23 protein-coding genes are annotated in these 24194 nt (G+C 71.3%); 12 read left to right on the top strand and 11 right to left on the bottom strand.

What is annotated here, in order from left to right:
* Positions 1–20 precede the first annotated feature (20 nt).
* Both LGI35_RS12605 and serB read left to right on the top strand, forming a co-directional pair.
* Entirely contained in the window at positions 21–2051 is a 2031-nt protein-coding gene (locus tag LGI35_RS12605; RefSeq protein ID WP_227293955.1) for a streptophobe family protein, read from the top strand.
* A gap of 242 nt (positions 2052–2293) precedes the next feature.
* Entirely contained in the window at positions 2294–3532 is a 1239-nt protein-coding gene (serB, locus tag LGI35_RS12610; protein ID WP_116502858.1) for a phosphoserine phosphatase SerB, read from the top strand.
* Positions 3533–3630: 98 nt separating this feature from the next.
* Here serB and LGI35_RS12615 read toward each other — a convergent pair whose 3' ends face one another.
* From LGI35_RS12615 to LGI35_RS12625, 4 genes are all read right to left on the bottom strand, one after another.
* Positions 3631–4149, bottom strand: coding sequence for a SixA phosphatase family protein (locus tag LGI35_RS12615; RefSeq protein WP_227293956.1), 519 nt, complete (start codon positions 4147–4149; stop codon positions 3631–3633).
* Positions 4150–4233: 84 nt separating this feature from the next.
* Positions 4234–4449 carry a hypothetical protein gene (locus LGI35_RS12620; RefSeq protein WP_227300283.1) on the bottom strand — a complete coding sequence of 72 codons (216 nt, stop codon included), beginning with the start codon at positions 4447–4449 and terminating at the stop codon, positions 4234–4236.
* A gap of 214 nt (positions 4450–4663) precedes the next feature.
* Positions 4664–4783: an SGM_5486 family transporter-associated protein gene (locus tag LGI35_RS46100; RefSeq protein WP_264484672.1), complete on the bottom strand. Its 120-nt coding sequence runs from the start codon at positions 4781–4783 to the stop codon at positions 4664–4666.
* Positions 4784–4843: 60 nt separating this feature from the next.
* Entirely contained in the window at positions 4844–6127 is a 1284-nt protein-coding gene (locus LGI35_RS12625) for a CynX/NimT family MFS transporter (protein WP_227293957.1), read from the bottom strand.
* A 127-nt stretch (positions 6128–6254) separates the two neighbouring features.
* Here LGI35_RS12625 and LGI35_RS12630 point away from each other — a divergent pair, with 127 nt between their 5' ends.
* Entirely contained in the window at positions 6255–6938 is a 684-nt protein-coding gene (locus LGI35_RS12630; protein ID WP_227293958.1) for a FadR/GntR family transcriptional regulator, read from the top strand.
* Positions 6939–6966: 28 nt separating this feature from the next.
* On the opposite strand, the gene LGI35_RS12635 is transcribed toward LGI35_RS12630, so the two are convergent.
* From LGI35_RS12635 to fabG, 3 genes are all read right to left on the bottom strand, one after another.
* Complete coding sequence (locus LGI35_RS12635) at positions 6967–7344, bottom strand: hypothetical protein (RefSeq protein ID WP_227293959.1); 378 nt, start codon at positions 7342–7344, stop codon at positions 6967–6969.
* Between the two features lie 153 nt (positions 7345–7497).
* Positions 7498–8265 (bottom strand): enoyl-ACP reductase FabI, encoded by a 768-nt coding sequence (gene fabI, locus LGI35_RS12640; protein ID WP_227293960.1) that lies wholly within the window; start codon positions 8263–8265, stop codon positions 7498–7500.
* Between the two features lie 5 nt (positions 8266–8270).
* Positions 8271–8987, bottom strand: coding sequence for a 3-oxoacyl-[acyl-carrier-protein] reductase (gene fabG / locus LGI35_RS12645; RefSeq protein WP_116502852.1), 717 nt, complete (start codon positions 8985–8987; stop codon positions 8271–8273).
* A 244-nt stretch (positions 8988–9231) separates the two neighbouring features.
* On the opposite strand from fabG, the gene LGI35_RS12650 reads away from it, so the two are divergent.
* The 3 genes from LGI35_RS12650 to tyrS all read left to right on the top strand — a co-directional run bounded on the left by LGI35_RS12650 (position 9232) and on the right by tyrS (position 13506).
* Positions 9232–10755 (top strand): TldD/PmbA family protein, encoded by a 1524-nt coding sequence (locus tag LGI35_RS12650; protein ID WP_227293961.1) that lies wholly within the window; start codon positions 9232–9234, stop codon positions 10753–10755.
* Positions 10756–10760: 5 nt separating this feature from the next.
* Positions 10761–12155 (top strand): metallopeptidase TldD-related protein, encoded by a 1395-nt coding sequence (locus LGI35_RS12655; protein ID WP_227293962.1) that lies wholly within the window; start codon positions 10761–10763, stop codon positions 12153–12155.
* A gap of 82 nt (positions 12156–12237) precedes the next feature.
* A complete protein-coding gene (gene tyrS, locus LGI35_RS12660; protein ID WP_227293963.1) occupies positions 12238–13506 on the top strand; it encodes a tyrosine--tRNA ligase in 1269 nt (422 codons plus the stop codon).
* A 101-nt stretch (positions 13507–13607) separates the two neighbouring features.
* On the opposite strand, the gene LGI35_RS12665 is transcribed toward tyrS, so the two are convergent.
* Positions 13608–13883 (bottom strand): GlsB/YeaQ/YmgE family stress response membrane protein, encoded by a 276-nt coding sequence (locus LGI35_RS12665; RefSeq protein ID WP_116502848.1) that lies wholly within the window; start codon positions 13881–13883, stop codon positions 13608–13610.
* A 191-nt stretch (positions 13884–14074) separates the two neighbouring features.
* Between LGI35_RS12665 and LGI35_RS12670 the strand changes: the two genes are divergently transcribed.
* Positions 14075–14485: a DUF3099 domain-containing protein gene (locus tag LGI35_RS12670; RefSeq protein WP_376221515.1), complete on the top strand. Its 411-nt coding sequence runs from the start codon at positions 14075–14077 to the stop codon at positions 14483–14485.
* A gap of 196 nt (positions 14486–14681) precedes the next feature.
* Positions 14682–14903, top strand: a complete 222-nt coding sequence (locus LGI35_RS12675) for a hypothetical protein (protein WP_206301923.1) — start codon at positions 14682–14684, stop codon at positions 14901–14903.
* A gap of 9 nt (positions 14904–14912) precedes the next feature.
* Here LGI35_RS12675 and moaA read toward each other — a convergent pair whose 3' ends face one another.
* From moaA to LGI35_RS12690, 3 genes are all read right to left on the bottom strand, one after another.
* Positions 14913–15902: a GTP 3',8-cyclase MoaA gene (moaA, locus tag LGI35_RS12680; RefSeq protein WP_227293964.1), complete on the bottom strand. Its 990-nt coding sequence runs from the start codon at positions 15900–15902 to the stop codon at positions 14913–14915.
* 144 nt (positions 15903–16046) lie between these two features.
* Positions 16047–17675 (bottom strand): solute symporter family protein, encoded by a 1629-nt coding sequence (locus tag LGI35_RS12685; RefSeq protein WP_227293965.1) that lies wholly within the window; start codon positions 17673–17675, stop codon positions 16047–16049.
* Positions 17672–18040, bottom strand: a complete 369-nt coding sequence (locus LGI35_RS12690) for a DUF485 domain-containing protein (protein WP_116502843.1) — start codon at positions 18038–18040, stop codon at positions 17672–17674. The genes LGI35_RS12685 and LGI35_RS12690 overlap by 4 nt, the downstream gene beginning before the upstream one ends.
* Before the next feature lie 335 nt (positions 18041–18375).
* On the opposite strand from LGI35_RS12690, the gene LGI35_RS12695 reads away from it, so the two are divergent.
* The 4 genes from LGI35_RS12695 (at position 18376) to LGI35_RS12710 (ending at position 24178) form a co-directional block, all read left to right on the top strand.
* On the top strand, positions 18376–19917 hold the full coding sequence (locus tag LGI35_RS12695; protein WP_227293966.1) for a S8 family peptidase: 1542 nt from the start codon (positions 18376–18378) through the stop codon (positions 19915–19917).
* A gap of 103 nt (positions 19918–20020) precedes the next feature.
* Positions 20021–21568 (top strand): S8 family serine peptidase, encoded by a 1548-nt coding sequence (locus tag LGI35_RS12700; RefSeq protein WP_227293967.1) that lies wholly within the window; start codon positions 20021–20023, stop codon positions 21566–21568.
* Between the two features lie 87 nt (positions 21569–21655).
* The gene (locus tag LGI35_RS12705; protein WP_227293968.1) at positions 21656–23062 is read left to right on the top strand and encodes a CoA transferase; all 1407 of its coding nucleotides are present in this window, start codon (positions 21656–21658) and stop codon (positions 23060–23062) included.
* 84 nt (positions 23063–23146) lie between these two features.
* Entirely contained in the window at positions 23147–24178 is a 1032-nt protein-coding gene (locus tag LGI35_RS12710; protein ID WP_376221523.1) for a CopD family protein, read from the top strand.
* The last annotated feature ends 16 nt before the right edge of the window (positions 24179–24194 follow it).

A 24194-nucleotide genomic window follows, 5' to 3' on the forward strand; every position in this document is an offset into this window, starting at 1 on the left:
GGTACGGATCGGGGGCCCTGATGGAGACCGTTGTTCGGGGGAGCCGGCGCGAGGGCGTGCGCTGGAGCGACGTACTGCTCTCCGCAGTCGCCTCCGTGAGCTGGGCGTTCATCGGGATGGCGGCGGTCGCCGCGGCCGGTCTCCATCTGCTCGGTGCGGATTCCGCGGGTTCGCTCGGCCCGATGACGGCCGCGGTGGTGGCCCTTGGGGTGGGTGGGAAAGTCACCCCGTCGGGAGACGTCTCGGCCTTCGGACTGGACGGCGCGCAGGCCCGCACGGCGATCGATATCGCGCCGCTCGGCGTGGGCCTCGTGGGCGCTCTGCTGCTCAGCTGGTTCTTCCTGCGTTCCTTACGTGGGGCGGGAGTTGAGGTCACGTCGGCCGAACTCGCGGCACGCGCAGGGAGCTTGGTCGCGCTGTTTCTGGCGATGCTCGCGGGGCTTGCCTGGGCCGGTCACGACCTCATCACGATTGACGGCGGGAAGCTCGGGCTCGACCGGATATCGGACGGGGATCTGCCGGGCGGCATCAAGGACAAGCTGCCGGGCGGCCTCGACCTCGGAGGGCTCCTGCCGGACCACATCGGCGGCCTCGTGGACGCGAAGGCGACCGTCGGGTTCACCGTCGAGACCGGGTCCTCGTTGCTGGGCGGCGCCGCGTGGGTGACCGGCGTCCTGCTGATCGCACTGCTCGCCTCGCGCCGGACGCCGCTCCCGCGCGCCCTCGACCCGCTGCACCGGGTGGTCCGCCCCGCCGCTTCGTCGCTGGTCACAGTGTTACTGGTAGCGGTTGCCGCGGGGCTCGCGGCGGCGGCGTACGCGATGATCGGCGACGACCATCCTCGGCGGATCGCGGGCGCCGCGCTGCTCGGGGCGCCCAACGGGGTGTGGCTCGGCATTCCCCTCGGCCTCTTCGTCCCATGGGACGGCAAGGCGACGGGCGCCCTCGCGCAGGCCCTTCCCCACCCGGTCGACGAACTGCTGCGGATGCGCGCCAACGAGCCGGTGACGCTGAGCCGCCTTGCCGAACTGGACGGAAGGATATGGCTGTTGGCCTTCGCGACCGTTCTGATGACGGTACTCGCGGGCGTGCTGACCGCCGCACGGACACCCGCGGTGACCGGCGGGCCCGGGTCGCGGCCGATGGGCGCCGTCGGTTTCGCCGGGAGGTGCGCGCTGCGGCTCGGGGTCGTCACGGCGCTCGCCCTGCCGCTGCTCGTGCGGCTGACGGACGTGTCGGCGGACGCCTCGCTGTCCGTACTCGGCTTCGACGCGTTCGGGGCCGGGATCGAGTTGCACGGACATCTCGGAACGGCGCTGCTGCTCGGGGCCGCTTGGGGAGCGGGGGCGGGAGCGGTGGGGGCGCTGCTGGCTCACGGGGCGGGGGCGGCGGGTCGGCGGGCGGCTCCTGCCGCGCTGGGCGGGGGCGGCGTGGAACCGGAGGAGCGGTGGGAACGAGGCGGACAGGGGAACCGGGGTGGACGGGGGGACGGCATGGTCCGGTCCGTCGGGCCCGTCCCACCCCAGGAGGCGGGGCCGTATCGGCCGAGCACTCCGTACCGGGCGTCGCCGGACGGGACGAACCCGTATCTGAAGCCGCCGGACGAACGGGCGGGCGATCGGTCGGGGGACAGGTCGAGCGATCGGTCTCGGGATAGGACGGGGAACAGGCCGAGCGATCGGTCACGGGATCAGACGGGGAACAGGCCGAGCGATCGGTCACGGGATCAGACGGGGAACAGGCCGAGCGATCGGTCACGGGATCAGACGGGGAACAGGCCGAGCGATCGGTCACGGGATCGGTCAGGCAATCGGCAGGATGATCTGCCGGACGATCTGTACGGGGCGCCGACGATGGTGGGGCCGGTCAGGCCACCGGTGCCGCCGCGCCCGCGGGGGCGGCCCGGATCGGGTTCCGGGACCGGCAAGGGCGGATGGCCCGTGCCGCCACCGCCTCCTCCCCCACCGCCACTGCCGCACCCGCCGTCACCCTCACCGTCGTCGCCGGACGAGGAGGGGCCGCCGCCACCCCGGAGGGGCCCGCGCGGATGACGCGAGGACGGGAGGCGGACGACGAACCGACCGGTCGGAGTGGGCGGCGGACGACGAACCGACCCGTCGGAGTGGGCGATGGACGACGAACCGGCCCGTCGGAGTGAGCGTTGGACGCGAACCAGCCGGTCGGAGTGGGCGGCGGACGGCGAACCGGCCGGTCGGAGAGTGGGCGCCGCACCTGTCCGCCACACGGACCACCGCCGCGCGCCGCGACGCGGGCCGGATAACGTGGGACCACCATGAGTGCTTCGCAGCCCCGCCACCCCGCCGACGTCCCGGTCGCAGTTCCGGACGACGTCCCGACGCTCCTCGTCAAGATATTCGGCAAGGACCGCCCCGGTATCACCGCCGGGCTCTTCGACACCCTCGCCGCCTACTCCGTCGATGTCGTCGACATCGAGCAGGTCGTCACCCGCGGCCGTATCGTCCTGTGCGCCCTGGTGACGGAGCCGCCCCCCGGTCTCGAGGGCGACCTGCGGTCCACCGTCCACAGCTGGGCGGAGTCCATGCGGATGCAGGCCGAGATCATCTCGGGCATCGGCGACAACCGTCCGCGCGGTCTCGGCCGCTCGCTCGTCACCGTGCTCGGCCACCCGCTGACCGCGGAGACGACGGCCGCCATCGCCGCCAGGATCACCGGCACCGGCGGCAACATCGACCGTATCTTCCGGCTCGCGAAGTACCCCGTGACCGCAGTCGAGTTCGCCGTCTCCGGTACCGAGACCGAGCCCCTGCGCACCGCACTCGCGACGGAGTCGGCGGCGCTCGGCGTCGATGTCGCCGTCGTCGCTGCCGGGCTGCACCGGCGCGCCCAGCGCCTCGTCGTGATGGACGTCGACTCGACGCTCATCCAGGACGAGGTCATCGAGCTCTTCGCGGCGCACGCCGGCTGCGAGGACAAGGTCGCCGAGGTCACCGCGGCGGCGATGCGGGGCGAGCTGGACTTCGAGCAGTCGCTGCACGCGCGGGTCGCGCTGCTCGCCGGACTCGACGCGTCGGTCGTCGACAAGGTCCGCGCCGAGGTGCGGCTCACGCCCGGCGCGCGGACCCTGATCCGCACGCTGAAGCGGCTCGGCTATCAAGTGGGTGTCGTCTCGGGCGGGTTCACCCAGGTCACGGACGATCTGCAGGACCGGCTCGGGCTCGACTTCGCCCAGGCGAACACCCTGGAGATCGTCGACGGAAAGCTGACCGGCCGGGTCACCGGCGAGATCGTGGACCGCGCGGGCAAGGCGCGGCTGCTGCGCCGGTTCGCCGCGGAGGCCGGGGTGCCGCTCGCGCAGACCGTGGCGATCGGCGACGGCGCCAACGATCTGGACATGCTGAACGCGGCGGGCCTCGGTGTCGCCTTCAACGCGAAGCCCGTGGTCCGCGAGGCCGCGCACACCGCGGTGAACGTGCCGTTCCTCGACACCGTCCTCTACCTCCTCGGCATCACCCGTGAAGAGGTCGAGGCCGCGGACGCCCACGACGACTGACTCCGGCCGACGCGGACGATCACTGATGCGGCGGGCCCTGGTACCCATGCGGTACCGGGGCCCGCCGGCGTATCAGGGTCCGGCCGTCGGTCGACGGGTCATTCGGACGGTGCCCAGTAGTCGAGGAGGGTGGCGGTGCCCGGCTCGAGGGACTTCCAGGAGCCGGTGAAGGACAGGACCGCGAAGGCGGAGGTCGGGAAGCCGCGCCGGGCCATCCGCTCCCCCGCGTCGCCCTCGGCCTGCCCGGAGAGGATCTCGGCGAGCCCCTGGATCCCGGGATTGTGGCCGACCAGCACCGCGCTCCGCACGTCGTCCGGGGTCTCGTTCAGCACGGCGATGAGCTCACCGGGCGAGGCCTCGTAGACCCGCTCCTCGTACACCGTCCTCGGCCGGTGGGGCAGCTCGTGGACGGCGAGCTTCCACGTCTCACGGGTCCTCGCGGAGGTCGAGCAGAGGGCCAGGTCGAGGTCGATACCGGAGTCGGCGAGCTTGCGGCCGGCGACGGGGGCGTCCTTTCGGCCCCTCTCGGCGAGCGGCCTCTCATGGTCGGAGACCTGGGGCCAGTCCGCCTTCGCATGCCGGAAAAGGACAATCCTGCGGGGTTCTGCGACGCTCATGGGTCCCAGCTTCGCATGAAACCGGCCACGGGGCGCAGAGAGTTGAAGCGCTCGACCGGCACGGGTGACACGCCTTGCGGAGGCTCACGGGGCCGTGTGCAGCACCGCCTGCTGGATGCGGTCGAGCAGCTGGCCGACCGCCGGGTCGCCGGTCGCGGCGTGCGCGTCGGCCGGGTTGAGTATCAGGAGCAGGAGTACGGCGAAGATGATCGCCGGCAGGGCGATCGCCCACCACGGGAGCCTGACGTCGACGCCGCCCGCTGGGGCCGGGTGGGGCCGGGTGTGCGTAGGGGCCGACATGACGCCTCCGGGGTCATCGAGATGCTCGGTGCCGTGGTCCGCGGTACTCGCGGTCACATCTCGAATCTACGGAAGGCCGGGCCCTCAACCCATCCGGTGATCCACCCAGTTGACCCTGACACTGACCCCCTAGGGGTTGGGGGTGCTAGCCCCACCGACCCCGGCCGCGAACGGGCCGGGGACCGCTGTCACGGCGTCGCGACGGCGTCCATGGTCACGGTGAGGCGATCGAGGCGATGACCGCGATGATCACGGTGATGGCCAGCATCGAGCCGAGCACGATGAGGAGCTTCTTCTGGCCGTTCTGGGGGTTCGGGTCGAGCACAGGCGACATGCGAGTCAGTCTCGCACCCTTTGCCCCGGCTCCGGGAGCCGGGGTGGGCACGGGCGGAGGTCAGGCCGCGCCGGCCGGAGCGGCCTCGTCCTCGACCGTACGGTTGCGTCCCGCGATGACGCCCACCACGATCTGCGGCACCATCAGGGCCGCCATGAGCGCGATCGGGACGCCCCAGCCGCCGCTGTGCTGGTAGAGCACGCCGACGAGCAGCGGTCCCGGGATGGAGATCAGATAGCCGGTGCTCTGGGCGAAGGCGGAGAGCTTGGCGACGCCCGTACCGGTCCGCGCCCGCATGCCGACCATCGTCAGGGCGAGCGGGAAGGCGCAGTTGGAGATGCCGAGGAGGATGGCCCAGGCCCAGGCGCCGCCGGACGGGGCGAGGTAGAGGCCCGCGTAACCGGCGAGTCCGCACACGCCGAGGGCGACCACGATGGGGCCCTGGCTGGGCAGGCGGGTGGCGAGGCGCGGGATGACGAAGGCGAGCGGTACGCCCATCGCCATGGTGACGGCGAGCAGCACGCCCGCGGTGCCCGCGGAGACTCCGGCGTCACGGAAGATCTGCGCCATCCAGCCCATGGTGATGTAGGCAGCGGTGGCCTGGAGGCCGAAGAAGACGGCGAGCGCCCAGGCGGTGCGGCTGCGGGTGATGCGCAGGCCGTCGTCGTGCTGCGGGGTGCCGGAGGTGGCGCCGCCCTCGGCTCCCCGTGCGCGGACGAGCGGGACCCACGGGACGACGGCGGCCACGGCGAGAACGGCCCAGACGGCGAGTCCGGTCTTCCAGCTGCCGCCGAGCGCGTCCGTCATGGGCACGGTCACGGCCGCCGCGAGGGAGGTGCCGAGCGCGAGGGCCATCGAGTAGAGGCCGGTCATGGAGCCCACGCGGTCGGGGAACCAGCGCTTGACGATCACCGGCATGAGGACGTTGCTGACCGCGATGCCCATGAGGGCGAGGCCACTGGCGACGAGGAAGCCGACGGTGCTGCCGGTGAACGGGCGGATCACCAGACCGGCGGCGATCGCGGCCATGCCGGCGCACACCACGGCGCCGGGGCCGAAGCGGCGGGCGAGCCGGGGCGCCATCACGCCGAAGATCGCGAAACAGAGCGGGGGTACGGAGGTGAGGAGACCGGCGACGCTGCCGCTCATGCCGAGCCCGTCGCGCACCTCTTCGAGGAGGGCGCCGAGGCTGGTGATGGCGGGGCGCAGGTTCAGAGCCGCGAGGACGATGCCCACGATCATCAGGCGCACGGCCCACGCGCGCGTGGGGGCCGTTTTCGCTGCGGGTGCGCTCTCGGTCCGTATCGGGGTCTGTGTCATCGTCGGGGTTTCCTCACTGGCCATGACCCCATCTTAGAATCATGGGATGATTGGGTGTCCAATCGGATTGCGTCACACTTGGCGCGGCCACCCCGTCCGCGCCCGTTTCTGCCCGCCCCGGTTCGCCCCGGACATCGCACCAAGGACCGTCATGCCGCTGACCTCCCCCAGGCGCTCGGCTCTCTCCGAACAGGTCATCGCCGAGCTGCGCGCCCAGATCTCGTCGGGCGAGTGGCCGGTGGGCTCCCGTATCCCGACCGAGCCCGAGCTGGTCGAGCAGCTCGGCGTCGCGCGCAACACGGTGCGCGAGGCCGTGCGCGCGCTCGCCCACAACGGCCTGCTCGACATCCGGCAGGGGTCGGGCACCTACGTCGTCGCGACCAGCGAGCTGGCGGGCGTGATGCAGCGCAGGTTCGCCGACGCCGACCCCCGGCACATCGCCGAGCTGCGCTCGACCCTGGAGTCCAGCGCCGCGAGCCTCGCCGCGCAGCGCCGTACCGAACGCGACCTCAAGCAGCTCGACGCGCTGATGGTGCGCCGCGAGGACGCCTGGGCGTCGGGCGACGCGGAGGCGTTCGTGGCGGCCGACGCGACCTTCCATCTGGCGGTCGTGGCCGCGTCGCACAACGACGTCATGACGGCGATGTACGCGGATCTCGGTGAGGTCCTGCGCGACGTCCTGCGCGTGGACGTGGGCGAGGAGCTGACGCCCGAGAACCACATGGACCACACGGGTCTGCTCGACGCGATCCGGGTCGGCGACGCGGAGGCCGCCGCGGCGGAGGCGGCGCGGTACCCGTTCCTGTGCCTGCCGATCCCGTCCGCCGCTCAGTAGGCCGGAAACCCGGGCCCGGGCCCGGCGCTCAGCTGTCGGCCTTGGCGTGACTGATCCAGGCCGAGCGGACCTCTTTCCAGCACCGGCCGGTGAGCCGCACGGTCTCGGCGGCCTCGGCCGGAATCCGCCCGCCGTCGCTGTCTATGTCCCACCAGCGCTCGCACTCGACGTGGAGGCTGACCGCGTCGGTCGCCGGATACGGGTTGTGGCAGTACGCGGTCACGTCCGAACCGGTGACGGTCACCCGGCAGTCCGCTCCGAAGGGCTCTGTCCTTCGGTCGTCTCCAGCGTCGGCCACGCGCGCGTGGGGCGCGGTCCGGACGGGGCGGGAAGCGGCGTCGTACGGCACCGCGAAGAGGAGTACGAGAGCTGCGAGTACCGGGGCACTGCGCTGGAGATGGCGCACAAGGGGACCTCCTCGGCCGTACGGGAGAGGGGGAACGAACGCCTTCTCAGCCTGCGTGCCCACCCCGCGCGCCCGCCCGGCCGGTGGGCCGAACGGGTGACGCCCCGCCCCCCGCGCGGTGCGGGGAACGGGGCGTCGGCCACGTACGGGTGATCAGGCGCCGATCGCGTGCAGACCGCCGTCGACGTGGATGATCTCGCCGGTGGTCTTCGGGAACCAGTCGCTCAGCAGGGCGACGATGCCCTTGCCGGCCGGCTCCGGGTCCTTGAGGTCCCACTCCAGCGGAGCGCGGTCGTCCCAGACGGCGGCCAGCTCGCTGAAGCCCGGGATGGACTTGGCGGCCATGGAGCCGATCGGGCCCGCCGAGATGAGGTTCGAGCGGACGTTCTGCTTGCCGAGGTCACGCGCGAGGTACCGGTTGGTGGCCTCGAGGGCGGCCTTGGCCGGACCCATCCAGTCGTACTGCGGCCAGGCGTACTGGGCGTCGAAGGTGAGGCCGACGACCGAGCCGCCGTTCTGCATCAGCGGCAGGCAGGCCATGGTCAGCGACTTCAGGGAGAAGGCGGAGACATGCATGGCCGTGGCGACCGACTCGAACGGGGTGTTGAGGAAGTTGCCGCCGAGGGCGTCCTGCGGCGCGAAGCCGATGGAGTGCACGACGCCGTCGAGGCCGCCGAGCTCCTCACCGACGACCTCGGCGAGGCGGCCGAGGTGCTCGTCGTTGGTGACGTCGAGCTCGATGACCTTGGTGGGCTTGGGGAGCTTCTTGGCGATGCGCTCGGTCAGCGTGGGCCGCGGGAACGCGGTGAGGATGATCTCCGCACCCTGCTCCTGGGCCAGCTTCGCGGCGTGGAAGGCGATGGAGGACTCCATCAGCACACCGGTGATCAGGACGCGCTTGCCCTCGAGAATTCCGCTCATGGTGATCAGTGACCCATGCCCAATCCGCCGTCGACGGGAATGACGGCTCCAGTGATGTACGAGGCGTCGTCCGAGGCGAGGAACCGCACCGTCGCGGCGATCTCCTCGGGCTGCGCGTAGCGGCCGAGGGGCACCTGCTTCACGATGCCCTCGCGCTGCTCGTCGGTGAGCGCCTTGGTCATGTCGGTGTCGACGAAACCGGGCGCGACGACGTTGAAAGTGAGGTTGCGCGACCCGAGCTCACGGGCGAGGGAGCGCGCGAAACCGACCAGACCCGCCTTCGACGCGGCGTAGTTCGCCTGTCCCGCGGAGCCGAGCAGGCCGACCACGGAGGAGATGAGTACGACGCGGCCCTTCTTGGCGCGCAGCATGCCGCGGTTGGCACGCTTCACGACCCGGAAGGTGCCGGTGAGGTTGGTGTCGAGGACCGACGTGAAGTCGTCCTCGGACATGCGCATGAGGAGCTGGTCCTTGGTGACGCCGGCGTTGGCCACGAGGACCTCGACGGGACCGTGCTTCTCCTCGATCTCCTTGTAGGCCTGCTCCACCTGCTCGCTGTCGGTGATGTCGCACTTGACGGCGAGGAAGCCGGCCTTCTCCAACTCGGCCGCGTCGCCCGAGCGGTACGTGATCGCGACCTTGTCGCCGGCGTCGGCGAACGCACGGGCGATGGCGAGGCCGATGCCCCGGTTTCCTCCGGTGACGAGAACCGAGCGGCTCAACGGATCACCCTTTCGATAGCGGTCTGGTACCTCGAAAACCTATCGGTACCGCCCTGGATCCGGAGAATCGACCACCGACAGTGGCGCCGGACAGTCGCTGTCGGGTCCCTACAGAAAAGTGTGGCCGCGGGGCCCGCCGACGCGACATGATCGGGGCTGACCGGTGCCCGCACCCGGGAGCGGCCGGTGCCCGAGACGCCTGACAGCGCTGGCGACAGCGTCTCCGACAGCAGGGAGAACATCCGTGCCCCATTCGATCGATGAAGCCTTCACGGCGCTGCCGCTGCGGGCCCTCGCCGATGCCGCGCTGGCCCGCGCGCGGGCTCTCGGCGCCGACCACGCGGACTTCCGCCTGGAGCGGGTGCGCAGCGCGGAGCGGCGGCTGCGGGACGCGCGGCCCGCGGGCTCGTCGGACACCACGGACCTCGGCTACGCGGTGCGCGTCGTGCACGGCGGCACCTGGGGCTTCGCGTCGGGCGTGGATCTGACGATGGACGCGGCCGCGAAGGTGGCGTCGCAGGCCGTCGCGATGGCGAAGCTGTCGGCACAGGTGATCAAGGCCGCGGGTTCGGAAGAGCGGGTGGAGCTGGCCCCCGAGCCGGTGCACGAGGACCGGACGTGGGTGTCCTCGTACGGGATCGATCCGTTCTCCGTGCCGGACGAGGAGAAGGCCGGGCTGCTCGCCGACTGGAGTGCGCGGCTGCTCGGTGCGAACGGCGTCGACCATGTGGACGCCTCGCTGCTCACCGTGCACGAGAACAAGTTTTACGCCGACACGGCGGGGACGGTGACGACGCAGCAGCGGGTGCGGCTGCATCCGCAGCTGACGGCGGTCGCCGTGGACGGTTCGAGCGGCGAGTTCGATTCGATGCGGACGCTCGCGCCGCCGGTGGGCCGGGGCTGGGAGTACCTCACCGGGACCGGCTGGGACTGGGACCGCGAGCTGGCCGAGATCCCGGAGCTGCTCGCCGAGAAGATGCGGGCGCCCAGCGTCGAGGGGGGCCTGTACGACCTCGTGGTCGACCCGTCCAACCTGTGGCTGACCATCCACGAGTCGATCGGCCACGCGACGGAGCTGGACCGGGCGCTCGGCTACGAGGCGGCGTACGCGGGCACGTCCTTCGCCACGTTCGACCAGCTCGGCAAGCTCAGGTACGGCTCCGAGATCATGAACGTGACCGGCGACCGCACCGCCGAGCACGGCCTCGCGACCATCGGGTACGACGACGAGGGCGTGGCCGGACAGTCCTGGGACCTGGTCAGGGACGGGACGCTCGTCGGCTATCAGCTGGACCGCCGCATCGCGAAGCTGACGGGCTTCGACCGGTCGAACGGCTGCGCGTACGCGGACTCCCCCGGCCATGTGCCCGTCCAGCGCATGGCGAACGTGTCGCTCCAGCCGGATCCGGGCGGCCTGTCGACCGAGGACCTGATCGGCGGCGTCGACCGCGGGATCTACGTCGTCGGCGACCGTTCCTGGTCGATCGACATGCAGCGCTACAACTTCCAGTTCACCGGGCAGCGGTTCTACCGCATCGAGAACGGCCGGCTCGCCGGGCAGCTGCGCGATGTCGCCTACCAGGCCACGACCACCGACTTCTGGGGTTCGATGGCGGCGGTCGGCGGCCCGCAGACGTACGTACTGGGCGGCGCGTTCAACTGCGGAAAGGCCCAGCCGGGGCAGGTCGCGGCGGTGTCGCACGGCTGCCCGTCCGCCCTCTTCAAGGGCGTGAACATTCTGAACACCACGCAGGAGGCCGGACGGTGAGCCCTATGAGTCCTCGTACGAACAAGCCCCACGAGATCGTCGAGCGTGCCCTCGAACTGTCCACGGCCGACGGCTGCGTGGTCATCGCCGACGAGCAGTCCACCGCCAATCTGCGCTGGGCGGGCAACGCGCTCACGACGAACGGGGTCACGCGCGGGCGCACCCTCACGGTCATCGCGACCGTCGACGGCAAGGAGGGCACGGCCTCCGGGGTCGTCTCCCGCTCGGCCGTGACCCCGGACGACCTCGAACCGCTGGTGCGGGCCGCCGAGGCCGCCGCCCGGGGCGCGGCGCCCGCCGAGGACGCCGGGCCGCTGGTCTCCGGAGTGCCGCACTCCCCCGACTTCACGGACGCGCCCGCCGAGACCTCGTCGGCCGTCTTCGCGGACTTCGCACCGGCCCTGGGCGAGTCGTTCGCCCGCGCCCACGCGGGAGGCCGTGAGCTGTACGGCTTCGCCAACCACGAGCTCGTCTCCAGCTATCTCGGTACGTCGACGGGCCTGCGCCTGCGGCACGACCAGCCGAACGGGACGCTGGAGGTGAACGCGAAGTCCCCGGACCGGACGCGCTCGGCCTGGGCGGGGCGCTCGACGCGCGACTTCAAGGACGTCGACCCGGGCGCGCTCGACGCCGAGCTGGCGCAGCGCCTCGACTGGGCGCGCCGCCGCATCGAGCTGCCCGCGGGCCGGTACGAGACGCTGCTGCCGCCGACCGCGGTCGCCGACCTGCTGATCTACCAGCTGTGGTCGTCCGCGGCCCGGGACGCCGCCGAGGGCCGGACCGTCTTCAGCAGGCCGGGCGGCGGCACGCGCGTCGGCGAGCGGCTCACCGAGCTCCCGCTGACGCTGCGCAGCGACCCGAACGAGCCGGGCCTGGAGTCGGCGCCGTTCGTCCTCGCGCACGCCTCGGGCGACAGCGCTTCCGTGTTCGACAACGGGCTGCCGCTGACGGCGACGGACTGGGTGCGCGAGGGCGAGCTGGCCCGTCTGACGACGACCCGGCACAGCGCGGGCCTCACCGGTCTCCCGGTGGCGCCGGCGATCGACAACCTGATCCTGGACGGGGGCGAGGACCGTTCCCTGGACGAGATGGTCGCGGCCACCGGGCGCGGGCTGCTCCTGACCTGCCTCTGGTACATCCGCGAGGTCGATCCGGCGACGCTGCTGCTGACCGGGCTGACCCGGGACGGGGTGTACCTCGTGGAGGACGGCGAGGTGGTGGGCGAGGTGAACAACTTCCGGTTCAACGAGTCGCCCGTCGACCTGCTGGGGCGCGCGGTGGAGGCCGGCCGGACGGAAAAGACGCTGCCCAGGGAGTGGAGCGACTGGTTCACTAGGGCTGCGATGCCCGCCCTGCGGGTGCCGGACTTCAACATGAGCTCGGTCAGCCAGGGCGTCTGACCCCCATAGACTCGCCCATACACTGGCGAGTACTCACCAGCACTGTTTGACCCATCAGCACCGTTCAAGGAGACACACGACCGTGACGGACATCGTCGACGAGCTGAAGTGGCGGGGACTCTTCTCCCTGTCCACCGACGAAGATGCACTGCGCAAGGCGCTCGCGGACGGTCCCGTCACGTTCTATTGCGGCTTCGACCCGACCGCGGCCTCCCTGCACGTCGGCCACCTGGTCCAGGTGCTCACCGTCCGCAGGCTCCAGCAGGCGGGTCACCGTCCGCTGGCGCTCGTGGGCGGGGCCACCGGCCAGATCGGTGACCCCCGGCCGACCGCCGAGCGGACCCTGAACGACCCGGAGACCGTCGCGAACTGGGTGTCCCGGCTGCGCTCCCAGATCGAGCCGTTCCTGTCCTTCGAGGGCGAGAACGCCGCGACGATGGTGAACAACCTGGACTGGACCGCGGGCCTGTCCGCGATCGAGTTCCTGCGCGACATCGGCAAGCACTTCCGGGTCAACAAGATGCTCACCAAGGACTCCGTGGCCCGCCGCCTGGAGTCCCAGGAGGGCATCAGCTACACGGAGTTCAGCTACCAGCTCCTTCAGGGCATGGACTTCCTGGAGCTGTTCCGGCGTTACGGCTGCACGCTCCAGCAGGGCGGCAGCGACCAGTGGGGCAACCTCACCGCGGGCATCGACCTGATCCACCGCATGGAGCCGGACGCCGTGGTGCACGCGCTGGCGACGCCGCTGATGGTGAAGGCGGACGGCACCAAGTTCGGCAAGTCCGAGAGCGGCGCCGTCTGGCTGGACCCGGAGATGACGACGCCGTACGCGTTCTACCAGTTCTGGCTGAACGTGGACGACCGGGACATCTCGACGTACATGCGGATCCTGTCCTTCAAGTCCCGCGAGGAGCTGGAGGAGCTGGAGAAGGTCACCGAGGAGCGGCCGCAGGCGCGCACCGCTCAGCGGGCCCTCGCCGAGGAGCTGACGACACTGGTGCACGGCGCCGAGCAGTGCGCCGCCGTCATCGCCGCGTCCAAGGCGCTGTTCGGGCAGGGCGACCTGGGCGAGCTGGACGAGGCGACCCTCGCGGCCGCGCTCTCCGAGCTGCCGCACACGAAGGTCGACACGCTCGGCCCGGTCGTGGACCTGCTCGCCGAGGTCGGTCTCGTGGCGAGCAAGTCGGCCGCCCGGCGCACGGTGAAGGAGGGCGGCGCGTACGTGAACAACGTGAAGGTCGCCGCCGAGGACGCGGTGCCGGCCGCGGACGAGCTGCTGCACGGGCGCTGGCTCGTGCTGCGCCGCGGCAAGAAGAACCTGGCGGCTGTCGAGGTCGTCAGCGCCTGAGCGCACAGCTTGTGAACACGCTCTGAGACGGACAGCCGAAAGGGCGGCCGCACACCTGGTGCGTGGCCGCCCTTTCGGCTGTCCGTCTCAGAAGCGCTGCCTCATACGCGCTGTTTGTCGCGTCGCAGGGCCACCCAGGCCATGTCTCCCAGCCACACGATGACCACGGCTCCGGCCAGTTGGAGCAGGTGGCGGGTCCAGTCGATGCCCTTGGTGTCGTTGACTCCGATCCAGGTGGCGACCGTGTTGCCCAGCACGCTGCCGATGATTCCGAAGATCACGGTCAGCCACAGAGGGATCTGCTGCTTGCCCGGCAGGATCGCCTTCGCGATCAGTCCGAGCACCAGACCCACGATGATCGCCCACAACCAGCTCATGTCGTCGCCTCCTCTGTGGCGCGCTGTGCGCATCTGCGCCCAGTCTCGGCTTATCCGCCATACAGCGCATGTCGGGCGCACCCGTACGCGGTACGGCGCAGCACGTACGCACAGGTGGGGTCCGCCCCGGTCTCGAACGTGGAGGAAGCCGGGCGTACCGTGGAGGGAGTCCGGACCGGGGAGAGTCCGGCATGGCAGGCAGGCGGTGGAATGTGATGCGGAAGCAGAGCAGCGGCGAGGTTTTCCGGATCACCGGGGCGAGGCAGAGTCTCGCCGACGACGTCCGCGGCAGGCAGCGCCGCTATGTCATCTCGATGTCGGTCCGCACCCTCGCCGTGATCCTCGGCGCGGCCCTGTGGAACGTCGAACGCCCGGTGGCGATCGCGGCCCTGGTGCTCGGTCTGCTGCTCCCCTACGTCGCCGTGGTGATCGCCAACGCGGGCCGGGAGAACGTCCCTTCGCTGCCGTCGACCTTCGTCACCACGCCCGTGCGGCCGATGCTCACGCCGCCCGCCGCCGGCGCCCCCGCGGAATCCGTTCCGGAGGACGGCACCGGTGCGCACGACGACGCGAGGCGTGATCACTTGGGCGACCGCGGCTGACCACCGACTATCCGCAAAGCTCAAGAAAAGCTCAGATCAATCATGTAGTTCCGGTGCCGGGCTGCCGGTCCCCCATGACATACTTCGTACGCGCTCCGCATCCCCCGTCGGAGCGACGGACCGACGCCGGGCAGCTCCCCCCGTGGCTGCTCGGCGTCGCCTTTGTTTGGGCGCGTATGTGTTTGGGGCGGTACCTGTGAGTGACGAAAACCCGATCTGTTCCGCCAAGGGCTGCCGCGTCGACGCGGTCTGGGTGCTCGCCTGGAACAACCCGAAGCTGCACACGCCGGAGCGGCGCAAGACGTGGCTCGCGTGCGACGAACACCGCGAGCATCTCTCCCAGTTCCTCGGTGTGCGCGGCTTCCTGAAGGACGTCGTCGCGCTGAAGGACTGGGAGTCCGGGGACCACGAGGGCTGAGGCCCCGGGTCAGCCGCCGATCGCGGACATCGGGCGCTCGGGCTGGAGGAACGTCGGGTCGTCCAGACCGGAGCCGGCCTTCTTGCCCCACATGGCGAGCTTCCAGATGCGGGCGATCTCGTCGTCCCCGCCGTCCGAGCGCAGGGCCGCGCGCAGGTCCGTCTCCTCGCTGGCGAACAGGCAGGTGCGCACCTGTCCGTCGGCGGTGAGCCGGGTGCGGTCGCAGGCCGAGCAGAACGGGCGGGTGACGGAGGCGATGACGCCGACGCGCTGCGGTCCGCCGTCCACCAGCCAGCGCTCGGCGGGGGCGGAGCCCCGCTCGCCGGAGCCCTCGGGCGTGAGGTCGAAGCGCGTGCGCAGGGACGCGAGGATGTCACCGGCGGTGATCATGCCGTCGCGCTTCCAGCCGTGCTGGGCGTCCAGCGGCATCTGCTCGATGAAGCGCAGCTCGTAGTCGTGCTCGACGGCCCACGCCAGGAGGTCGGGTGCCTCGTCGTCGTTCAGCCCCGGCATCAGCACGGAGTTGACCTTGACGGGGGTGAGGCCGGCTTCGCTCGCGGCTTCGAGGCCGGCGATGACGTCCTTGTGGCGGTCGCGCCGGGTGAGGGTCTTGAAGACGTCGGGGCGCAGGGTGTCCAGCGAGACGTTGACCCGGTCGAGGCCGGCCTGCTTGAGGGCGGCGGCGGTGCGCTTGAGTCCGATCCCGTTCGTCGTCAGGGACATCTGGGGGCGGGGCTCCAGCTGGGCCACGCGCTCCACGATGCCGACGAGGCCGGGGCGCAGCAAGGGCTCGCCGCCGGTGAACCTGACCTCCGTGATGCCGAGCTGCGTGACGGCGATCCGGATGAGCCGGACGATCTCGTCGTCCGTGAGCAGATCGGGCTTGGCCAGCCACTGGAGGCCCTCTTCGGGCATGCAGTACGTACACCGGAGATTGCACCGGTCGGTCAGCGAGACGCGGAGGTCGGTAGCCACTCGGCCATAGGTGTCGATCAGCACTTGGGCCCCCTCTCCGATGCGGATCTGATAGTCCGAGCCTACGTGATGGGTCCGGCGTGAGCGGGCTCCAGATCCCACGGGAGCGGGACGGCCGCCTCGTAGATCCATACGAGGGTCCGCGGGGCGGCCGTCCGAATCCCGAGGTCAGTGGGCTCCCGTGCCGGTGAGGGAACGGACTTCGAGCTCCGCGTACTTGCCGGCGTCCGCCTTCTCCTTGGACAGGACGGTACCGAGCCAGCCGAGCAGGAAGCCGACCGGGATCGAGATGATGCCCGGGTTCTCCAGCGGGAACCAGTGGAAGTCGACGCCCTTGAACATGGACGTCTTCGGGTTGCCGGAGACGACCGGCGAGAACAGCACCAGGAAGACCGCCGTGAAGAGGCCTCCGTAGATCGACCAGAGCGCGCCCTGGGTGGTGAAGCGCTTCCAGAAGAGGCTGTAGAGGATCGTCGGCAGGTTCGCGGAGGCAGCCACCGCGAAGGCGAGCGCGACCAGGCCGGCCACGTTCAGGTCACGGGCGAGGGCGCCGAGGCCGATGGAGACGATGCCGATGAAGACGGTCGCCCAGCGGGCCGCCTTCATCTCCTGCTTCTCGGAGGCCTTGCCCTTCTTGATGACGTTCGCGTAGATGTCGTGCGCGAATGAGGAGGACGAGGCGAGGGTCAGGCCCGCGACGACCGCGAGGATCGTGGCGAAGGCGACCGCCGAGATCGTCGCGAGGAGGATCGCGCCCCACGACGAGTCGACCCCGCCGAGGTGGAGGGCGAGCAGCGGCGCCGCGGTGTTGCCCGCCGGGTTGGAGGCGATGATCTCTTCCGGCTTGATGAGGGCGGCGGCTCCGAAGCCGAGCGCGATCGTCATCAGGTAGAAGGCGCCGATGATGCCGATCGCCCAGTTCACGGACTTACGGGCGGCCTTGGCGGTGGGGACCGTGTAGAAGCGGATCAGGATGTGCGGCAGTCCCGCGGTGCCGAGGACGAGCGCGATGCCGAGCGAGATGAAGTCGATCTTCGACGTCGACGTGGCGCCGTACTTGAGTCCGGGCTCCAGGAACGCGGCGCTCTTCCCGCTGTTGGACGCCGCCTTGCCGAGCAGGTCGGAGATGTTGAAGTTGAACTTCAGCAGGACCAGGAAGGTGAGCAGGAGCGTGCCCGCGATCAGGAGCACGGCCTTGACCATCTGGACCCAGGTGGTGCCCTTCATGCCGCCGATGGTGACGTACACGATCATCAGCAGGCCGACGAGGGCGACGATGCCGACCTTGCCCGCGTCGGACGTGATGCCGAGGAGCAGCGAGACGAGGACGCCCGCGCCCGCCATCTGCGCGAGCAGGTAGAAGATCGAGACGACGATGGTGGAGGTGCCGGCGGCGGTGCGGACCGGGCGCTGGCGCATCCGGTACGCGAGGACGTCACCCATCGTGTAGCGGCCGGAGTTGCGCAGCGGCTCGGCGACCAGGAGCAGGGCGACGAGCCACGCGACGAGGAAGCCGATGGAGTAGAGGAAGCCGTCGTAGCCGAAGAGGGCGATGGCTCCGGCGATGCCGAGGAACGAGGCCGCGGACATGTAGTCGCCGGAGACGGCGAGTCCGTTCTGGAAGCCGGTGAACTGGCGCCCGCCCGCGTAGAAGTCGGAGGCGTTCCTCGTCTGGCGGCCCGCCCAGACGGTGATCACCAGGGTGGCGAGGACGAACACCGCGAACAGCGAGATGATCAGCGGCCGGTGCTCGCTCGCCTCACCCGCGGCGAGTACCTGCGTGACTGCGGGGCTCATGCGCCGCCCTCCATCCGGGACTTGATCGCCTCGGCCTTGGGGTCGAGCTTGGTGGCGGCGTGGCGGGAGTACCACCAGGCGATGAGGAACGTGGTCAGGAACTGGGCGAGGCCGAGGACCAGCGCGACATTGATGTTGCCGAAGAGCTTGGTGCCCATGAAGTCGCCCGCGTAGTTCGACAGCAGTACGTACAGCAGGTACCAGGCGATGAAGGCGACGGTCAGGGGGAAGGCGAACGAGCGGTGCGCGTGGCGCAGTTCGGCGAACTCCGCGCTCTCCTGCTCCGCGATGAATTCCTCCGTGGAGGGCGGTGCGGGTTGGTTGCGGGAGCCGCTTTTCGGCGGTGGCGGTGCATCGGTGGCCACGGAGTCTCCTCGCGGTGCGGGTGCGGCGGGTGAAACGGACATGTGGTTCTCAGACCTCACAGTGATCTGGATCACCTGGGCCGGGAGGCGATGGTAGGGCCACCCGGCGTGATCCGACAGGGGGCGGCGATCGTGCGGATGCCCCCTGCTCAACGTCACGGGGGCACGTGCGCACCGGTTCAACTGCGTTGCCCAGTCATGCGTTTTCTTTGGGATTTCATTGCTGGCCTGCGAGGACCCGGGATACGTTCACCCGAGCACCACGCGTCATGTACCTGCCCGGGCACCAACTGTGTTCGGGCTTTTCCATATACGACGGATGATGTGGAGATCCCATGGCTCATCTGCGCTCCAGACGCCGGCCGGCGCTCACCCTGCCGCTCGGCCTCGCGCTCACCGCGTCCCTCGGCTTCCTGCCCGGCGCCGCGTCGGCCGCACCCGCCGACTCCCTTGCCATCAAGGCCAGTTCGGCCACCGCCGACGCCGGGGCACTCGCGTACGTCGTGAACACCAGGACGGACCACCGCACCCTCGCGTCCGTGAAGAAGGCGATCGCCAAGGCCGGCGGGACCGTCGTCGCCTCGTACGACCGGATCGGCGTGATCGTCGTCCACGCGTCGAACCCGGACTTCGGCCGGCAGATCCGCGCCGTCAAGGGGGTGCAGTCGGCGGGCGCCACGCGTACGTCCCCGCTCGTCGCCGCCGGCACCACGGACGAGGGTGCCGCCCAGGTCCTGTCGAAGGCACAGGCCAAGTCCCTCGCCGCGCAGGCGACGTCGGGCTCCGAGCCGCTCGAGGCCGACCAGTGGGACCTGCGGGCGATCGGCGCCGACAAGGCCGCGAAGATCAACCCGGGCAGCCGCGACGTCACGGTCGGTGTCATCGACACCGGCGTCGACGACACCCACCCCGACCTCGCCCCGAACTTCTCCGCCTCGCAGTCCGCGAACTGTGTCGGCGGCAAGGCGGACACCTCGCCCGGCGCGTGGCGCCCCTACGACCCGGCCGAGGACTACCACGGCACGCACGTCGCCGGTGAGATAGCCGCGGCCCGCAACGGCATAGGCGTCGCCGGGGTCGCTCCCGGTGTGAAGGTCGCGGGCATCAAGGTCAGCGACCCCAACGACGGCCTCTTCTACCCGGAGAACGTGGTCTGCGCCTTCGTGTTCGCCGCCGACCACGGCGTCGAGGTCACCAACAACAGCTACTACGTGGACCCCTGGCTCTACAACTGCATGGACGACCCCGACCAGAAGGCCATCGTCGACGCGGTCGACCGGGCCCAGCTGTACGCCCAGAAGAAGGGCACGCTCAACCTGGCGTCGGCCGGCAACTCCAACGACGACCTGGACTCGGACGCGCTCGTCGACGACTCCAGCCCCGACGACGCGACGCCGGTCCACCGCACGATCGACCCGCACAAGTGCTTCGACATCCCGACGCAGCTGCCGGGCGTCGTCACCGTCAGCGCCTCGGGCCCGACGGGTGCCAAGTCGTACTACTCCAGCTACGGCAAGGGCGTCATCGACATCGCGGCGCCGGGCGGCGACAAGTTCCAGTTCCCGGACACCCCGTCGAAGAACGGCCGCATCCTGTCGACGATGCCGGGCGGCCAGTACGGCTTCCTCCAGGGCACGTCGATGGCGTCGCCGCACGCCGCCGGTGTCGCCGCGCTGCTCAAGTCGGCGCACCCGAAGGCCACTCCGGCCCAGCTCCAGGCCCTGCTCAAGGCCGAGGCCGACAACCCGGGCTGCCCGTCGGACCCGTACGACGGGGACGGCGACGGTGTCGTCGACGCCACCTGCGAGGGCGGGAAGCGTGTCAACGGCTTCTACGGCTTCGGCATCGTCGACGCGCTCGACGCCGTCAAGAAGTGACCCGGACGCGACCCGCCGAGCAGACCTGCACCAGAGGTACCTGGGGCGGCTCCGCCTGCCTGCCGCTCCACGCATCCCGAACGCAACGAACCCAGGAGACACCATGACGGCGCCCCTCGCGCGCTCCCGCTCCATCCGCCGTTCGATAGCCATCCCGGCCGGGATGGCCATGGCCACGGCGCTCGCGTTCCTGCCGAACGCGACCGCGTCGGCCGCGGGTCAGGCCCCGCAGGCCCCTCAGGCCCCGGTCGCCACGGACGGCCCCTCGCTCAGCTACGTGGTCAACGTACGTTCCGGACACGGCACTTCGGCCGCCGTCCAGAAGGAGATCACCAAGGCCGGCGGCACCGTCGTCATCGCGTACGACAAGATCGGTGTCATCGTCGCGCACTCCTCGAACCCGGACTTCGCGAAGACCATCCGCAAGGCACGCGGGGTCGACTCGGCGGGTGCCACGCGCACCGCGCCGCTGCCCGCCCAGTCCACGACCGACCTCGGCACCCCGAAGGCGCTGAGCGCCGCCCAGCTGAAGGCCACGGCCGGTCAGGCCGCCGCCGGACAGGACCCGCTGGAGCCGTTGCAGTGGGACCTGCCCGCCATCAAGGCGGACAAGGCGCACGAGAAGTCGCTCGGCAGCAAGAAGGTCACCGTCGCCGTGATCGACACCGGCGTCGACGACACCCACCCGGACATCGCGCCGAACTTCGACCGCGGGGCGTCCGCGAACTGTGTCTCGGGCAAGCCGGACACGACGGACGGCTCCTGGCGTCCCAGCGCCTCGGAGAGCCCGCACGGCACGCATGTCGCGGGTGAGATCGCGGGCGCCAAGAACGGCGTCGGCATCACGGGCGTCGCGCCCGGCGTGAAGGTCTCGGGCATCAAGGTGGGCAACCCGGACGGCTTCTTCTACACGGAGGCCGTGGTGTGCGGCTTCGTGTTCGCGGCCGAGCACGGCGTCGACGTCACCAACAACAGCTATTACACCGACCCGTGGTACTTCAACTGCACGGACGACCCGGACCAGAAGGCGCTGGTGAAGGCCGTCGCGCGGGCCTCGCAGTACGCGGAGAAGAAGGGCGCCGTGAACGTCGCGGCGGCGGGCAACGAGAACTACGACTTCGCCGCCGACGAGATCACCGACCCGTCGAGCCCGAACGACACGACCCCGGGCGACCGGGTCGTCGACCCGTCCAAGTGCTTCGACATCCCGACGCAGCTGCCGGGCGTCGTCACGACCGCGGCGACCGGGGCCAAGGGCCTCAAGTCGTCGTTCTCCAACTACGGTCAGGGCATCATCGACATCGCGGCCCCCGGCGGCGACTCGACGGCGTACCAGACCCCGGCGCCGCCCGCCACGAGCGGCCTGATCCTCGGCCCGCTGCCCGGTGGCAAGTGGGGCTACATGGCCGGTACGTCAATGGCGTCCCCGCACGTCGCCGGCGTCGCCGCGCTGATCAAGTCGACACACCCGCACGCCTCCGCGGCGGCCGTGAAGGCGCTTCTGTACGCGCAGGCCGACGCCACGCCGTGCACCGACCCGTACGACATCGACGGTGACGGCAAGGTCGACGCGGTGTGCGAGGGCGGCAAGAACAAGAACGGCTTCTACGGGCACGGCATCGCCGACGCCCTGGACGCGGTGACCAAGTAACCGTGTAGGCATGGCAGTTCAGGTGGGCCGGACGGTTGCGTCCGGCCCACCTGTGTCGTTCCGGGGGCCGTGCGCGATAGTGCCTGCATGACACATGCACCGGTGGATGAGGGAACGCGGGCGGCCTGGGCGGCGCTCGGCGGCGACCCTGCCCTGACCTCGCACATCGCGTCCGTAGTACGCGAAGGGGCGCTGCCCGCGCGGCTGCCCGTGATCGACCTGGCCCGCGCGTGCGTGGGCGCGTGCTCGCTGGCCGCGGCCGAGCTGGCCGCCCGGCGCACCGGACGGCCCGTACCTCGCGTGGTCCTCGACGACGGCGCCCTGGCCACCGCGTTCGTCAGCGAGCGGCATCTGCTGATCGACGGGCGCGCGACGGTCAACTTCGCGCCGCTGTCCCGGTTCTGGCGCACGGCGGACGGGTGGCTGCGCACCCACGCCAACTATCCGCACCACCGGGCACGACTCTTGGCCGCGCTCGGGCTCGGCGACGACGCGTCCGTGGAGCGGGTCGCCGCGCTGCTCGCGGAGCGGTCGGCCGCCGAGGTCGAGGAGACCGTGTACGCCGCCGGGGGCCTGGCCGTCGCCCTGCGCACCACGGAGGAATGGGCCGCGCACCCTCAGGCGATGGCGATCGCCGGGCGGCCGCTGCTCGACCGGGAGCGGCTCGACAAGGCGGCGCCCCGGTCGCTGCCCCCGCTCACGGGCGACCCGCTGCTGCCCGCGTCCGGCCTGCGCGTCCTCGACCTGACGCGGGTCACCGGAGGACCCGTCGCCACGCGCACCCTCGCGCTGTTCGGCGCGGACGTGCTGCGCGTCGACGCCCCGCAGCTGCCGGAGGACCCGGAGGCGCACGCGGACACCGGTTTCGGGAAGCGCTCCACGCGGCTCGATCTGACGGGCGCGGCGGACCGGCGCGTCTTCGAGGACCTCCTCGCGGGCGCGGACGTCGTCGTGACCGGCTACCGGCCCGGCGCGCTCGACCGGTTCGGCCTCGCCCCCGAGGCGCTGGCCTCCCGCAGGCCGGGGCTCGTGGTCGCGCAGCTGTCCGCGTGGGGTGCGTACGGGCCGTGGGGCGAGCGGCGCGGCTTCGACAGCGTGGTGCAGGTGGCCACGGGCATCGCGGCCGTCGAGGGGTCCGGGGAGCGGCCGGGGGCGCTGCCCGCGCAGGCTCTGGACCATGGCACGGGCTATCTCCTGGCGGCGGCCGTGCTGCGCGCCGTCACCGAGCAGCTGGACGAGGGCGGCACACGCACGCTGCGGCCCGCGCTCGCCCGGACCGCGCACTGGCTGACGCGGGAGCTCCCGCACGGGCCCACCGCGGCCACGGAGACGTACGACGCCGAGAACCCGGCGCGCTGGCTCGCGGAGACCGACAGTCCCGCGGGACGGCTGCGGCACGCGCTGCCGCCGGCCGGCTTCGCCGGAGGGCCCGCCAACTGGGCGCATCCGTCCGGCCTTTGGGGTGTCGACGCGCCCGAGTGGCGGCATGGCTGACGTCGCCCGCTCAGGCGGAATGACGCTGCGCCAGTTGTTTTCCTGGACTTGCCCGGATCTGTCACACCTGGCGAAGATCATGCGGTGAGTTCCATACGACCGACCACCGAGGCGCCCTCCCCCGGCGGGGACGACCCCGCTCCTCCCTCCCGACGGCCCGCCACGGGGCGGGCCGTCCTCGTGCTCGTCCTCGTGGCCGCGGCCGCGGTGATCCCCCTGCTCGGGCCCTCCGCCGCCCTCGACGGCACGGGAGAGGCAGCGGCGCCCGGGGTCACCGGTGTGGCGCTCCTTCGGGCGGTCCTGTTCGCCGCCCTCTGCGTACAGGCGGGCGAGCTGTTCGCGGCGCGGCTGGCCCGGCGGGTGCCCGGGGCGCCGTCCGCGGACGGGCCGCGCGGCTGGTCGGCGTGCGCGCCCTGGGCGGGGTTCCTGGCCGCGCTGGGGCTGGCGTCGATCGTGGCGAACGGCAACCTCGTGCCGCACGCGCTCTCCGAGCTGGACATCGCCGGGCTCTACGGGACCAGGGACGGCACCCTCGCCCTCCTTGAGGTCAACGCGTTCGTGGTGGCGGGCCTGTGCGCCCGTTCGCGCCGCCCGGCGACCGCGCTCGCGCCGCTGGCCGCCGTCGTGGTGGCCGAGGCGCTGCGCGCCCACCCACCGGCCGAGCACACGGCGTATCTGGGCGCGGCCCTGACCGTCGTCCATCTGACGTGTGCCGCGCTGTGGGTGGGCGGTCTGCTGCACGTCCTGCGAACGCTGCGCCGCTGGCGTACGACGGCGCCCGAGGCGGGAGCCGTGCTGCTGGGGCTCTACGCGCGCGTGGCGGCCGTCCTGCTCGCCGCCCTCACGGCGACCGGTGTGTGCAGCACGCTGCGCCGGATGCCGGTGGGCACCGTCCTCGGCCAGCTGGTGACGACGGCCTACGGGCGCACCCTGCTGGCGAAGGTGATCCTCGTGGCCGTCGTCTCCGTGTTCGCGCTGGCCTCGCGGCGGCGGCTGCGGCACGGCGACCCGGGGGCCGCGTATGTGCCCGCGCGCGCGGAGGTGGCAGCCCTGGGCGTGGTGGTCGCGGTGTCGGCCGTCCTGACCGCGCTGCCGCTCCCGATCCGCTGGTCGTGACCCCCCGCGCGCGGGG

The organism is Streptomyces longhuiensis (assembly GCF_020616555.1).
GTDB classification, from domain to species: Bacteria; Actinomycetota; Actinomycetes; order Streptomycetales; family Streptomycetaceae; genus Streptomyces; species Streptomyces longhuiensis.

Excerpts from the sequence above, each read along its gene's own strand:
- LGI35_RS12605 (WP_227293955.1), top strand. The coding sequence starts at position 21 with ATGGAGACCGTTGTTCGGGGGAGCCGGCGCGAGGGCGTGCGCTGGAGC.
- serB (WP_116502858.1), top strand. The coding sequence starts at position 2,294 with ATGAGTGCTTCGCAGCCCCGCCACCCCGCCGACGTCCCGGTCGCAGTT.
- LGI35_RS12615 (WP_227293956.1), bottom strand. The coding sequence starts at position 4,149 with ATGAGCGTCGCAGAACCCCGCAGGATTGTCCTTTTCCGGCATGCGAAG.
- LGI35_RS12620 (WP_227300283.1), bottom strand. The coding sequence starts at position 4,449 with ATGTCGGCCCCTACGCACACCCGGCCCCACCCGGCCCCAGCGGGCGGC.
- LGI35_RS46100 (WP_264484672.1), bottom strand. The coding sequence starts at position 4,783 with ATGTCGCCTGTGCTCGACCCGAACCCCCAGAACGGCCAGAAGAAGCTC.
- LGI35_RS12625 (WP_227293957.1), bottom strand. The coding sequence starts at position 6,127 with ATGGCCAGTGAGGAAACCCCGACGATGACACAGACCCCGATACGGACC.
- LGI35_RS12630 (WP_227293958.1), top strand. The coding sequence starts at position 6,255 with ATGCCGCTGACCTCCCCCAGGCGCTCGGCTCTCTCCGAACAGGTCATC.
- fabI (WP_227293960.1), bottom strand. The coding sequence starts at position 8,265 with ATGAGCGGAATTCTCGAGGGCAAGCGCGTCCTGATCACCGGTGTGCTG.
- LGI35_RS12655 (WP_227293962.1), top strand. The coding sequence starts at position 10,761 with ATGAGTCCTCGTACGAACAAGCCCCACGAGATCGTCGAGCGTGCCCTC.
- LGI35_RS12665 (WP_116502848.1), bottom strand. The coding sequence starts at position 13,883 with ATGAGCTGGTTGTGGGCGATCATCGTGGGTCTGGTGCTCGGACTGATC.
- LGI35_RS12670 (WP_376221515.1), top strand. The coding sequence starts at position 14,075 with ATGGCAGGCAGGCGGTGGAATGTGATGCGGAAGCAGAGCAGCGGCGAG.
- LGI35_RS12685 (WP_227293965.1), bottom strand. The coding sequence starts at position 17,675 with ATGAGCCCCGCAGTCACGCAGGTACTCGCCGCGGGTGAGGCGAGCGAG.
- LGI35_RS12695 (WP_227293966.1), top strand. The coding sequence starts at position 18,376 with ATGGCTCATCTGCGCTCCAGACGCCGGCCGGCGCTCACCCTGCCGCTC.
- LGI35_RS12700 (WP_227293967.1), top strand. The coding sequence starts at position 20,021 with ATGACGGCGCCCCTCGCGCGCTCCCGCTCCATCCGCCGTTCGATAGCC.
- LGI35_RS12705 (WP_227293968.1), top strand. The coding sequence starts at position 21,656 with ATGACACATGCACCGGTGGATGAGGGAACGCGGGCGGCCTGGGCGGCG.